A 12,219-nucleotide genomic window follows, 5' to 3' on the forward strand; every position below is an offset into this window, starting at 1 on the left:
GCGCAGCGCCGCCGGCAGGCGCGGCTAAATCTCCAGCGCCAGCCGGGTTCCCTGGGCTATCGCGCGGCGGGCGTCGAGCTCCATCGCCACGTCGCAGCCGCCGATCAGATGCACCGTTTTCTCCGCCGCCCGCAGCGGTTCCGCCAGTTCGCGCCTCGGCTCCTGGCCGGCGCAGATAATCACCCGATCTACGCTGAACAGCCGCGCTTCGCCGTCGATCGTCACGTGCAGCCCCTCATCGTCGATCTTCTGATAGCTCACCGCCGGGATCATCTGCACGCCGCGCGCCAGCAGGGTGGCGCGGTGGATCCAGCCGGTGGTTTTGCCTAAGCCGTCGCCGGGTTTACCGACCTTACGCTGGAGCATGACGATCCGGCGCGGGCTTTTCGGCAGCCGGGGGCCCTCCGCCCGTAGCCCGCCCGCGCTCTGCAGGCTGGTATCAATTCCCCACTCCTCGCAGAATCCGGCAATATCCTGACTGGTGGCGGGCCCCGGCTGGCTGAGGTACATCGCGGTATCAAAGCCGATGCCGCCGCAGCCGATAATCGCCACGCTGTCGCCCACCGGCGCCTTATCGCGCAGCACGTCGAGATAGCTCAGCACCTTCGGATGAGTAATTCCGTCGATATCCGGCATTCGCGGGGCGATGCCGGTGGCGAGGATCGTCTCATCAAACGCCATCAGCCGATCCGCGTCGATCGGCGTATTCAGCCGCAGATCGACGCCGGTCAGATCGAGCATTCGCCGGAAGTAGCGCAGGGTTTCATAGAACTCCTCTTTGCCGGGGATCTGTTTGGCGATATTAAACTGGCCGCCGATCTCCTTTTGCGCGTCGAACAGCGTCACGTGATGCCCGCGCGAGGCGGCGTTGACGGCAAAGGCCAGCCCGGCCGGGCCCGCGCCAACCACCGCCAGCCGCTTCGGCGCGGCGGCGGGGATGACCGGCATCAGGGTTTCGTGGCAGGCGCGGGGGTTGACCAGGCAGGAGGTCACTTTGCCGACGAAGATCCGATCGAGGCAGGCCTGATTGCAGCCGATGCAGGTATTGATCTCATCCGCCCGGCCGCTTTGCGCCTTCGACAGAAACTCACCGTCGGCGAGGAAGGGGCGGGCCATCGACACCATATCGGCGTCGCCGCGGGCGAGGATCGCCTCCGCCACCTGCGGATCGTTAATTCGGTTGGTGGTGATGAGCGGAATCGACACCGCGCCTTTCAGCTTGCGGGTGACCCAGCTGAAGGCGCCGCGCGGCACCGGAGTGGCGATGGTCGGAATGCGCGCCTCGTGCCAGCCGATGCCGGTGTTGATTATCGTTGCGCCCGCCGCCTCAACGGCTTTTGCCAGCGTAATCACTTCCGGCAGGGTGCTGCCGTCGTTCACCAGATCGAGCATCGACAGGCGATAAATAATAATGAAGTCGTCACCCGCGCGCCGGCGTACGGCCCGCACGACCTCGACGGCAAAGCGCATGCGCTGGACGTAGTCGCCGCCCCAGCAGTCGTCGCGCCGGTTGGTGCGCGCGGCGAGAAATTCATTGATCAGGTAACCTTCCGAGCCCATCACCTCGATGCCGTCGTAGCCCGCTTCCCGCGCCAGCTGGGCGCAGAGGGCAAAATCATCGATCAGCTGCAGAATCTCATCGTGGCTCAGGGCGTGTGGGGTAAAGCGGTTAATGGGGGCCTGCAGCGCCGAAGGGGCGACCAGCTGCGGCTGGTAGCTGTAGCGGCCGGTATGCAGGATCTGCAGGGCGATCTTGCCGCCTTCGCGATGCACCGCGTCGGTAATGTGCCGGTGATGCGCGAGGTGGCTGGCGTCGTTGAGCACCGCGCCGCCGGCCATCGTGACGCCGGAGGCGGCGGGGGCCACGCCGCCGGTCACAATCAGCGCGACCCCGTGGCGGGCGCGCTCGCCGTAAAAGGCCGCCAGCCGCTCCGCGCCGTCGGCGTGTTCCTCCAGCCCGGTATGCATCGACCCCATCAGCACGCGGTTTTTAAGCTGGGTAAAGCCCAGATCGAGCGGAGCGAATAACGACGGATAGTGGCTCATAATGGCTTCCAGTAGCGAATATGTAACATTATTGTTATGTGGTCGGATGAGTTACTAATTTAGCCGTCGCGGGCAAAAAGGGAAAAGGGGAGTGCGGCGATTGTGATGGGATTCAAAGAATGATGCGCGGCCGGGCGCCATCGGCTCTCTTCCCGATGGCGCGGTGAACGACGGGCTGAGTTTAGCAGCGGCGGGCAGCCGGCTCCAGCCCCGGCGCCTGCCACATGGAGGTGGTCAGGCCGCTGTCCACCAGCCCGAGCTGGTCGGCGTAGACCGACTGCCATCTGCTCATCATCTCCTGATAGAGCTCGCGATGCGCCGGGTCAGGGGTAAACACCCGATGCCAGCTCACCAGCTTCTCACCCGTCTCCGCCATATCGGCGTACAGCCCGGCGCCGGTTCCGGCGGCGATGGCGCAGCCGAGGGCGGTGGCCTCGCGCACCACCGGGACGCGCACCGGCAGGCCGGTGACGTCGCTGAGGATCTGGCTCCACAGCGCGCCTTTCGAACCACCGCCGGCGAAGACCAGGCTATCGAAGGTGACCCCCGAGAAGCGGGAGATTTGTGCGAGGTTGCAGGCGGAGACAATCGCCGCATTCTCTTCCAGCGCGCGGAACAGGGTCGCTTTATTGCACTTTTCCGGGTCGATGGAGAGGTTAATAAACGACGGCGCGGCGTGGTACCACTGCTTAAAATGCATCGCATCGGAGAAGATCGGCATCACCCCGTGGGAGCCGGCGGGAACCCGGCCGGCCATCTCCTCCAGCAGGGAGTAGGCATCAACGCCGAGGCGCTCGGCTACCAGCTTCTCTTCGGCGCAGAAGGCGTCGCGGAACCAGCGCATGGTCAGGCCGGTAAAGAAGCTAATCGACTCTGCCTGGGCCATGCCGGGAATGACGTGGGGATTGACGCGAATATTCATCTCCGGGTCGGTGCGCGGCTGCGGCAGGTTGACCACCTGCTGCCAGAAGGTACCCCCCAGCACGGCGGTCTGCCCCGCGCGCACCACCCCGAGACCGAGGCAGCCCAACTGCACGTCGCCGCCACCCATTACCACCGGCGTGCCCGCCCGCAGCCCGCACTGCTGCGCCGCGGCGTCGGTGACCGCCCCCAGCAGCGTGCCGGTTTCTTTCACCGGCGAGAGCATATCGGCGCGCAGCCCGGCCATATCCAGCAGCGCCGGACGCCAGTCGCGGCTGAAGAGATCGAGCATCCCGGTGGTGCCGGCGTTTGACGGGTCGACGGCCAGCTCGCCGGAGAGTTTTGCCGCCAGCCAGTCGCTAATCATGGTGATGGTGGCCGCCTGGCGATAGATATCCGGGCGATGGTGGGCCAGCCACAGCAGGCGCGGCATGGCGCTGAGCGCCAGGGTCTGACCGGAAACCTCATACACTTCGGACTCAAAGCGGAAATCGTGGATCTCTTTGAGCTCCGCCACCTCGCGGCTGGCGCGCGCGTCGACGTTGGCGCAGGCCCAGATGGCCTCGCCGTTGCGGTCATATAAAACGATGCCTTCGCGCATCGAGCAGCAGGCAACGGACTGAATATCCGCCGCGCCGAGGTGGGCGGCGGCGAGCGCCTGGCGGATGCACTGGCAGGCCAGCTGCCAGTTGGTGATAAGGTCGAACTCCATCGAGCCGGGAACATTTTCCACGCTCAGGTGCTTCCATTCGGCCTGGCCGACCGCCACCTGGCGCCCCGCAAGATCGAAAATGACCGCCCGAATGCTGCCGGTCCCGGCATCTAACGCTAACAGGTAACTCATGACATGCGCCTCGCTGGTGTTGCGCGGCGCAGGGCCGTCAGGAGGCCAGCGTGAGCACCGCGCGTGCTGTTGTCTCTTCCGTTACCAGGCCATTAATCCGCTTGCCGATCAGGGCCGCGTAAATCGCCTGCGCTTTTTCCGTTCCTCCGGCAACGCCGACGATGGTCGGCAGCTGCGCCAGCTCGTCGAGGGTTACGCCGAGCAGTTCCCGGTGAATTTCCAGACCCTCAACCCGCCTACCGTCGGCCTGCAGGAAGTAACCTAAAATGTCGCCTATCGCCCCTTTGCGGGCGTACATCAGCTGTTCGCCCTCGCTGATATAGCCGGAACGCAGAATGGTGGCGTCGCGGCGCTGGTCGATAGCCCCGATGCCCACCACCGCCGCGTCCGCCGCGGTGGCGGCGAGGATCACGTCGCGTACGCTCGACTCCCGACGCAGGATCTCGGCGACGTCGGCGGAGGAGACCCGCAGCGGAGCCGGGATAATGCTGACGCTACAGGCGGCGTCCAGCTGGCCGATGCCGGTCATGTAGGGGCCCACGCCGCCGGAAAGGGTCACCAGCCGCACCTGCTGAGAGCTGATAAAACCGCTCAGATGCTGCAGGCAGCTCATGGTGGCTTCGCCAAAGCCGACCGCCAGCAGCTGCCCCGGCGCCAGGACGCCCATCAGCGACTGCGCCGCGCCGATCCCCAGGCGGGTATTCATCGGCGGGGTGTTCAGCGCCGGCAGCACGCGCGCAATCTTGAGGTCGAAACGCCGCTGCAGCTCGGTCTCCAGCGCCAGGCAGCCTTCGTAGCGGGAGTTGATCTGCACGCGGATCACCCCGGACTGGCGACCTTTCTCCAGCAGCCGGGAGATCTTCAGCCTTGGCAGCCCCAGGCGCTCGCCAATGTCGTTCTGCGTCAGGCCATCGTGGTAGTAGCACCAGGCGACCCGCGCCACCAGCTCTTCCTCGGCTAACGCCAGCCCGGCGTAGCGGCTCTCTTCCGTAATGCGTTTTTCGCTCATAAAGTGAACTCTTATAAAAATTTAGATCATATGTTCGCTCTTGCACGGTCGGAAAATGTGAGCCGGCCGGCAAAACCGATCTTTGGCTGTTCGCTGGTTTTTTCCAAACGATCTAAAGCATAAAACTGTGATCCTCGCACGGTTGTAAATATAGTTCAGGGTCTACGCTTTTGAACATTATTAAATTAAAAAATCATTTGTTCAAACCGAGGCGTGATAATGAAGCCACTGCTTGAAGCCCGCCAAATCTGCAAACAGTTCTCCGGCATTAGCGTGCTGAAGGCGATTGATTTCACGTTATTTTCCGGCCAGGTGCACGCCCTGATGGGCGGCAACGGCGCCGGAAAATCGACGCTGATGAAGATTGTCGCCGGCGTAGAAACCCCCGACAGCGGCGAGCTGGCCCTCGGCGGCAGCACCTTTGCGCGTCTGACGCCTGCGCTGGCCCATCAGCAGGGCGTCTATCTGGTGCCCCAGGAGCCGATGCTGTTCCCCAACCTGACGGTGCGGGAAAACATCCTGTTCCGCCTGCCGAAGCGCGCCGATAGCGCCGCGCTGCTGCAGGAAAAGCTGCAGCAGCTCAGCTGCCAGCTGAACCTCGACGCGGCGGCCAGCACCCTTGAGGTGGCGGATCAGCAAATGGTCGAGATTCTGCGCGGCCTGATGCGCAAAGCGCAGATCCTGATCCTCGACGAGCCCACCGCCTCCTTAACGCCGGGCGAAACGGCGCGTCTGTTTTGCCAGATCCGCGCGCTGCAGGATCTCGGCGTCGGCATCGTCTTTATCTCCCACAAGCTGCCGGAGATCCGCCAGATCGCCAGCCACGTCTCGGTCATGCGCGACGGCGCGGTGGTGCTCAGCGGGCACACCGCAGACTACAGCGACAATCAGCTGGTGAGCGCTATGACCCCCGCCGACCGGGAGCACGCCCTCAGCGATACGCAGACGCTGTGGCTGGCGCTGCCGGGCAACCGACGCACCCAGCCGCAGGACTTCCCGGTGCTGCGGGTGGAGGATCTCACCGGCGAGGGCTTTATCGATCTAAACCTTGAGATCTACGCCGGGGAGATCGTCGGCCTCGCCGGGCTGGTGGGATCCGGGCGCACCGAATTTGCCGAAACCCTCTACGGCCTGCGGCCGCCGCGGGCGGGGCGGGTCTGGCTGGAGAACCGCGACATCAGCGGCGCCAGCGTCCGCGCGCGGCTTGCCGGCGGGCTGGTCTATCTGCCGGAAGACCGCCAGGTCTCCGGGCTGTTTCTCGATGCGCCGGTGCGCTGGAATACGGTGATGTTTAACCAGCCGTCGCTGTGGCAGCAGGATAAACGCGAGGCGGCGGTGGTGGAGCGCTATCACCGGGCGCTGGGGATCAAATTTGCCGATAGCGACCAGCCGGTGCGCACCCTCTCCGGCGGTAACCAGCAGAAGGTGCTGCTGGCGCGCTGCCTTGAGGCCAACCCGCTGCTGCTGATCGTCGACGAGCCGACGCGCGGCGTGGACGTCTCCGCTCGCGCCGATATCTACCAGCTGCTGAAAAGCGTCGCCGCGCAGAACGTGGCGGTGCTGATGATCTCCAGCGATCTGGACGAGTTCGTTGGCCTGGCCGAGCGGGTGCTGGTGATGCATCAGGGTCGACAGAGCGGCGAGCTGGAGCGGCAGGCGGTGACCGTCGAACGCATGATGACGCTGGCATTTGGAGGAGCGGCATGAAAACGTTATTGAAAAATCGCGAACTGAGCGCCTTTCTCGCCATCGTGGTGCTGTTTGCCGGGCTGGTGGCGCTCAACCCGGCCTACTTCAGCCTGCAGACCCTGGGGATGATCTTCGCCAGCTCGCAGATCCTCTGCCTACTGGCGCTCGGGGCGACGCTGGTGATGCTGACCCGCAACATCGACGTTTCCGTCGGTTCAACCGTCGGCCTGAGCGCCATCGCGGTGGGCGTGGCGCTCAACGGTGGCTACGGTCTGATGGCGGCCATTGCGTTTGCGCTGGCGATCGGCGCGCTGGCGGGGGCCTTTAACGGCCTGCTGGTGGTGGGGCTGCGCATCCCGGCGATTGTCGCCACTCTTGGCACACTCGGGCTGTACCGCGGGGTGATGCTGCTGTGGACCGGCGGTAAATGGATCGAAGGCCTGCCGGATAGCCTCAAGTCGCTCTCGGAGCCGGCATTTATCGGCGTCTCGCCGCTGGGCTGGCTGGTGCTGATACTGCTGCTGGCCGGCGCCTGGACGCTGTCGCGCACCGCCGCCGGCCGCGATTTCTACGCCGTCGGCGACAACCTGACCGCCGCGCGCCAGCTTGGCGTGGCGGTCAACCGCACGCGGATGCTCGCCTTCACCCTTAACGGCATGCTGGCCGCCTGCGCGGGCGTCGTTTTTGCCGCCCAGATTGGCTTCGTGCCCAACCAGACCGGCAGCGGGCTGGAGATGAAGGCCATCGCCGCCTGCGTGCTCGGCGGGATTTCCCTGCTCGGCGGCACCGGGACGCTTATCGGCGCGTTTCTCGGCGCCTTCTTCCTCACTCAGATTGATACCGTGCTGGTGCTGCTCAGGCTCCCGGCGTGGTGGAACGACTTTATCGCCGGCCTGGTGCTGCTCGGCGTGCTGGTGCTCGACGGGCGGCTGCGCCAGGCGCTGAGCCGCCACCAGCGGGCGCTGAAATATGCCCGCTTTCAGCCCGGTAACAAGGGGGGAAAGCGCGTGGCCCCGTTCACAAAGCGTAAAAACAAAGAGGTGGCGTGATGAAGCTCAGCTGGGAAAGCGCGCTGCTGGCGCTGCTGGTGGTGGAAATTCTGCTGTTCGGGGCCATTAACCCGCGGATGCTGGATATCAATATGCTGCTGTTCAGCACCAGCGATTTTATCTGTATCGGCATCGTGGCCCTGCCGTTGACCCTGGTGATCATTAGCGGCGGCATCGATATTTCGCTCGGCTCGACCATCGGCCTGTGCGCCATCGCGCTGGGGGTGATGATGCAGGCGGGCTGGCCGATGGGGCTGGCCATCCCGCTCACCCTGGCGCTGGGCCTGCTGTGCGGGCTGATTAACGCGGCGCTGATCCACTACACCGGCATCAGCCCGCTGGTGATCACCCTCGGCACTCTTTACCTCTACGGCGGCGGGGCGCTGCTGCTCTCCGGCATGGCGGGCGCGACCGGCTATGAAGGGATTGGCGGCTTCCCCGACGCCTTCACCGCCTTCGCCAACCTGACGCTGTTCGGCCTGCCGCTGCCGCTGGTGCTGTTTATCGTCATCACCTTTTTCTTCTGGCTGCTGGCCCACCGCGGGCGCTTTGGCCGCCATCTGTTTCTGCTCGGGCAAAACCCGCGCGCCGCGCGCTATGCCGCGCTCTCCGTTAACGGCATACCGTACGTGCTGTACGGCCTGGTGGGCGTGGCCTCGGCCATCGCCGCGCTGGTGATGGTCTCCTATTTTGGCTCGGCGCGCTCGGACCTCGGCCGCGACCTGCTGATGCCGGCGCTGACCGCCGCGGTGCTTGGCGGGGCCAATATCTACGGCGGTTCAGGTTCCATTATCGGCACGGCGCTGGCGGCGCTGCTGGTGGGATATTTACAGCAAGGTCTACAGATGGTCGGCATCCCCAACCAGGTGTCGAGCGCGCTGTCAGGGGCGCTGTTGGTTGTGGTGGTGATGGGGCGCTCGCTGAGCCTGCACCGTGAATGGGTGCGTATGACCTGGCGACGCCTTTCTCGCGCATACCCTCAATAACAATCGGAGCATAAACATACGATGAACACCAAACGAATCCTGCAGATGAGCGCCCTGGCGCTGGCGCTGAGCGTGGCGACCGCCCAGGCCGCAGACCGCATTGCCTTTATCCCTAAACTCGTCGGCGTGGGCTTCTTTACCAGCGGCGGCAACGGCGCGAAAGAGGCGGGCAAGGCGCTGGGCGTCGACGTCACCTACGACGGCCCGACCGAACCGAGCGTCTCCGGGCAGGTTCAGCTGATCAACAACTTCGTCAATCAGGGCTACAACGCGATTATCGTCTCCGCCGTGTCGCCGGACGGCCTGTGCCCGGCGCTCAAGCGCGCGATGCAGCGCGGCGTGAAGGTGCTGACCTGGGACTCCGATACCAAACCCGAGTGCCGCAGCATCTACATCAACCAGGGCACCCCGCAGCAGCTCGGCGGCCTGCTGGTGGATATGGCCTCGCAGCAGGTGACCAAACCCGCCGCTAAGGTGGCGTTCTTCTACTCCAGCCCGACGGTAACCGACCAGAACCAGTGGGTTAAAGAGGCCAAAGCGAAGATTGCCAAAGAGCATCCGAACTGGCAGGTGGTGACCACCCAGTTCGGCTATAACGATGCCACCAAATCGCTGCAAACCGCTGAAGGCATCTTAAAAGCCTACCCGGATCTCGACGCCATTATCGCCCCGGACGCCAACGCGCTGCCGGCGGCGGCGCAGGCGGCGGAGAACCTCAAACGTCAGGGAGTGGCGATCGTCGGCTTTAGCACCCCGAACGTCATGCGTCCGTACGTCGAGCGCGGCACGGTGAAGGCTTTCGGCCTGTGGGACGTGGTCCAGCAGGGGAAAATTGCGGTTAACGTCGCCGATCGTCTGCTGAAAAAAGGCGATCTTAACGTCGGCGATAGCGTGGATGTGAAAGATATCGGGACGCTGAAGGTCGAGCCGAACAGCGTCCAGGGCTACCAGTATGAGGCGAAAGGCAACGGCATCGTGCTGCTGCCGGAGCGCGTGGTGTTCACCAAAGAGAACATCAATAACTACGACTTCTGACGGGGGATGAAATGGCAGATTTAGACGATATCAAAGAGGGGAAGGACTTTGGCCTGGGTCGACCGCAGCAGAACGTGCTCTACGGCCTGAAGGGCTGCGGCTCGCTGGAGTGGGGGATGCAGTCCCGGCTGGCGCGCATCTTTAACCCACACAGCAACCGCACGGTAATGCTGGCCTTCGACCACGGCTATTTTCAGGGGCCGACCACCGGGCTGGAGCGGATCGATCTCTCCATCGCCCCGCTGTTCGCTGAGACCGATGTGCTGATGTGTACCCGCGGTATTTTAAGAAGCACGGTACCGGCGGGCACCAACAAGCCGGTGGTGCTGCGCGCCTCCGGCGGTAACTCGATCCTCAGTGAGCTTTCCAACGAGTGCGTGGCGGTGACGATGGAGGACGCGCTGCGCCTCAACGTCTGCGCGGTCGCGGCGCAGGTCTATATCGGCAGCGAATACGAGCATCAGTCGATCGGCAACATTATTAAGCTGGTGGACGCCGGGAACCGCTACGGCATGCCGGTGCTGGCGGTTACCGGGGTCGGCAAAGAGATGACCCGCGACGCGCGCTATTTCTCGCTGGCCAGCCGCATTGCCGCCGAGATGGGGGCGCAGTTCGTAAAAACCTATTTTGTTGAGGAAGGCTTTGAAAAAGTCACCGCCAGCTGCCCGGTGCCGATCGTGATCGCCGGCGGCAAAAAACTGCCGGAGCAGGAGGCGCTGGAGATGTGCTGGCGAGCGATCGACCAGGGCGCATCCGGCGTCGATATGGGGCGCAATATTTTCCAGTCCAGCGCGCCGCGCGCTATGCTGAAGGCGGTGAAGAAAGTGGTCCACGAGAATATGAGCGCCCGCGAGGCGTATCAGTTCTGGCAGGAGGAGAAGCAGGGGGAGCTGAAATGAATGTGACGCTGGTCGAAATTAATATCAAGCCGGAGCGGGTGCGTGAGTTTCTCGAGGTCTTTCGCGCGAACCATGAAGGGGCGCTGCAGGAGCCGGGCAACCTGCGCTTCGACGTTCTGCAGGACCCGGAGGTGAAGACGCGGTTCTTCATCTATGAGGCCTATACGGATGACGAAGCGGTGCTGGCACACAAAAAAACGCCGCACTATCTGGCCTGCGTCGAGAAGCTGGATGAGATGATGTCGCAGCCGCGGCAGAAGCGCAGCTTTATTGGCCTGCTGCCGGAATAGCATCGGAAACTGGCCTGCGGGATCGTCCGGCGAACGGATTACCGCAGGCCACGTCCCGGCTGGAGGGGGGCGAGGGACATTTCCGTGGATACGGGGATGTACCACTTTAGGGGCCAGGTCATTGGTGGCGATTTTAACGCCGTGGTGAAGAAAGATTTTATTGCTCAGTAAACCAAAGAGTGGTTCGCAGTATGGGCCTTATCCATTCATTGATCTGGAAAATATAATTTGCTTCGGGAATTTAAATTTCAATTGAGAGCCTCCCTCCATAAATAATCCTTTCGTACAACAGAATGAATTTATTCTCACGTCGCTTCTACAATATTCGGTTTAGATGTATCATCCTTCACTATTCTTACCGCAGCGCACTGCGATCTTTTTTTATTGTTTATGTCGCGTGTATGGTTATGCCTTAATACCGTTAGCGGCTCCAATGAATCCCACTCTTGATATATTCAGCATGTTTATACATCCAGAAATGAACTGCTAATTAAAGTATTAATTAGCACTCTACGAATGAACACTTCGAGAGTTTAAAGTTTTTTTGTGATTTTTATTTGAGTTGTTTGTTTTTTCGGCATATATTCCATGTAACAATATTAAAAGTAAGGACACTTTATGAAGGCCTCAAGCTATTTAAAGATGAAGTTACAAAGTGACAGGCAGTTAGCTGTTTATGGACAACAGGGCGTGACCTCCACATGGAAAGCAATGAAGGGTATTGGTTCTGATATTTACTCAGGAATTGAGCGGGTAAGCTGGTATTCCTCATGTCTTATCCCGTCATATCACGATATTTGCGAGCAATTGTACTCCGAAGAAAAAAGGATGATATATTCCATCCGTTCCATTTACCGATACCGTGACGTGATAGGTCATATGCTCTACCTCTACTTTCAAATGGTCATAGATGATACGGAAAATGGAAACCAAAAGGGCATGATGCGTTCTACTGATTCAATAGCCGCAGGGATTGTTGCCAGTATGCCAGCAAATAGGGCTACGCGTTTGGGCCTTGCAGTTGCCTTGTCTGAGGCATTATCAATGTCAGAGTTAGTATCTCGTACGATTGTTGAAAGGCTTGCAGTGCGGGTTCCTAAAGTTGTTTGGATATTCCAGGTATTTGGGAGCGATCAGAAATGTGCTCTTGCTGCCCGTAGGCTAAAAATGCTGGAACCAAAATACTACGCAATACTCTACAACGCAGAATTAGAAATGCTTTACTACTTTCTTGAACCCATTTTATCCGACATGATAAAAAATTTTCAGATAAAATATTATCAGAATTTCGATTGTTTTTATTCTGCTGTAAAGAGAAAATACTATGTTTAAAACCATACTGTCACTTATTTTTAATGAAGGACTTCTTTTGGTTTGCCTTATAGGGTTTGCTTTTTTTTATCTTGAATTCTTCCCGAGATATTGGTTGGCACTAACAGTAGTTTCAATCA

At 61.2% G+C, this 12,219-nt stretch carries 10 protein-coding genes; 7 read left to right on the plus strand and 3 right to left on the minus strand.

From position 1 onward, the window contains the following. Positions 1 to 24: 24 nt before the first annotated feature. From AC1M2H_RS03175 to lsrR, 3 genes are all read right to left on the minus strand, one after another. Complete coding sequence (locus AC1M2H_RS03175; protein WP_480150249.1) at positions 25 to 2,046, minus strand: oxidoreductase; 2,022 nt, start codon at positions 2,044 to 2,046, stop codon at positions 25 to 27. 181 nt (positions 2,047 to 2,227) lie between these two features. Then, on the minus strand, positions 2,228 to 3,811 hold the full coding sequence (lsrK, locus tag AC1M2H_RS03180) for an autoinducer-2 kinase (RefSeq protein WP_480150250.1): 1,584 nt from the start codon (positions 3,809 to 3,811) through the stop codon (positions 2,228 to 2,230). Between the two features lie 37 nt (positions 3,812 to 3,848). Further along, positions 3,849 to 4,820, minus strand: coding sequence for a transcriptional regulator LsrR (gene lsrR / locus AC1M2H_RS03185; protein ID WP_045856735.1), 972 nt, complete (start codon positions 4,818 to 4,820; stop codon positions 3,849 to 3,851). 219 nt (positions 4,821 to 5,039) lie between these two features. On the opposite strand from lsrR, the gene lsrA reads away from it, so the two are divergent. The 7 genes from lsrA to AC1M2H_RS03220 all read left to right on the plus strand — a co-directional run bounded on the left by lsrA (position 5,040) and on the right by AC1M2H_RS03220 (position 12,100). After that, a complete protein-coding gene (gene lsrA / locus AC1M2H_RS03190) occupies positions 5,040 to 6,527 on the plus strand; it encodes an autoinducer 2 ABC transporter ATP-binding protein LsrA (protein ID WP_480150251.1) in 1,488 nt (495 codons plus the stop codon). Continuing rightward, complete coding sequence (lsrC, locus tag AC1M2H_RS03195) at positions 6,524 to 7,558, plus strand: autoinducer 2 ABC transporter permease LsrC (RefSeq protein WP_480150252.1); 1,035 nt, start codon at positions 6,524 to 6,526, stop codon at positions 7,556 to 7,558. The genes lsrA and lsrC overlap by 4 nt, the downstream gene beginning before the upstream one ends. Further along, positions 7,558 to 8,544, plus strand: a complete 987-nt coding sequence (gene lsrD / locus AC1M2H_RS03200; RefSeq protein WP_480150253.1) for an autoinducer 2 ABC transporter permease LsrD — start codon at positions 7,558 to 7,560, stop codon at positions 8,542 to 8,544. Before lsrC ends, lsrD begins: the two co-directional genes overlap by 1 nt. 21 nt (positions 8,545 to 8,565) lie before the next feature. Then, positions 8,566 to 9,579, plus strand: a complete 1,014-nt coding sequence (lsrB, locus tag AC1M2H_RS03205) for an autoinducer 2 ABC transporter substrate-binding protein LsrB (RefSeq protein WP_480150254.1) — start codon at positions 8,566 to 8,568, stop codon at positions 9,577 to 9,579. 11 nt (positions 9,580 to 9,590) lie between these two features. Continuing rightward, positions 9,591 to 10,478: a 3-hydroxy-5-phosphonooxypentane-2,4-dione thiolase gene (lsrF, locus tag AC1M2H_RS03210; protein ID WP_480150255.1), complete on the plus strand. Its 888-nt coding sequence runs from the start codon at positions 9,591 to 9,593 to the stop codon at positions 10,476 to 10,478. Next, a complete protein-coding gene (gene lsrG, locus AC1M2H_RS03215; protein WP_480150256.1) occupies positions 10,475 to 10,768 on the plus strand; it encodes a (4S)-4-hydroxy-5-phosphonooxypentane-2,3-dione isomerase in 294 nt (97 codons plus the stop codon). The genes lsrF and lsrG overlap by 4 nt, the downstream gene beginning before the upstream one ends. A 618-nt stretch (positions 10,769 to 11,386) precedes the next feature. After that, positions 11,387 to 12,100 (plus strand): hypothetical protein, encoded by a 714-nt coding sequence (locus AC1M2H_RS03220; protein ID WP_480150257.1) that lies wholly within the window; start codon positions 11,387 to 11,389, stop codon positions 12,098 to 12,100. The last annotated feature ends 119 nt before the right edge of the window (positions 12,101 to 12,219 follow it).

The sequence above is a fragment of the Klebsiella sp. F11 genome (genome assembly GCF_056712265.1).

Coding starts and splice junctions, on each gene's coding strand:
- AC1M2H_RS03175 (WP_480150249.1), bottom strand. CDS start 2,046: ATGAGCCACTATCCGTCGTTATTCGCTCCGCTCGATCTGGGCTTTACC.
- lsrK (WP_480150250.1), bottom strand. CDS start 3,811: ATGAGTTACCTGTTAGCGTTAGATGCCGGGACCGGCAGCATTCGGGCG.
- lsrR (WP_045856735.1), bottom strand. CDS start 4,820: ATGAGCGAAAAACGCATTACGGAAGAGAGCCGCTACGCCGGGCTGGCG.
- lsrA (WP_480150251.1), top strand. CDS start 5,040: ATGAAGCCACTGCTTGAAGCCCGCCAAATCTGCAAACAGTTCTCCGGC.
- lsrC (WP_480150252.1), top strand. CDS start 6,524: ATGAAAACGTTATTGAAAAATCGCGAACTGAGCGCCTTTCTCGCCATC.
- lsrD (WP_480150253.1), top strand. CDS start 7,558: ATGAAGCTCAGCTGGGAAAGCGCGCTGCTGGCGCTGCTGGTGGTGGAA.
- lsrB (WP_480150254.1), top strand. CDS start 8,566: ATGAACACCAAACGAATCCTGCAGATGAGCGCCCTGGCGCTGGCGCTG.
- lsrF (WP_480150255.1), top strand. CDS start 9,591: ATGGCAGATTTAGACGATATCAAAGAGGGGAAGGACTTTGGCCTGGGT.
- lsrG (WP_480150256.1), top strand. CDS start 10,475: ATGAATGTGACGCTGGTCGAAATTAATATCAAGCCGGAGCGGGTGCGT.
- AC1M2H_RS03220 (WP_480150257.1), top strand. CDS start 11,387: ATGAAGGCCTCAAGCTATTTAAAGATGAAGTTACAAAGTGACAGGCAG.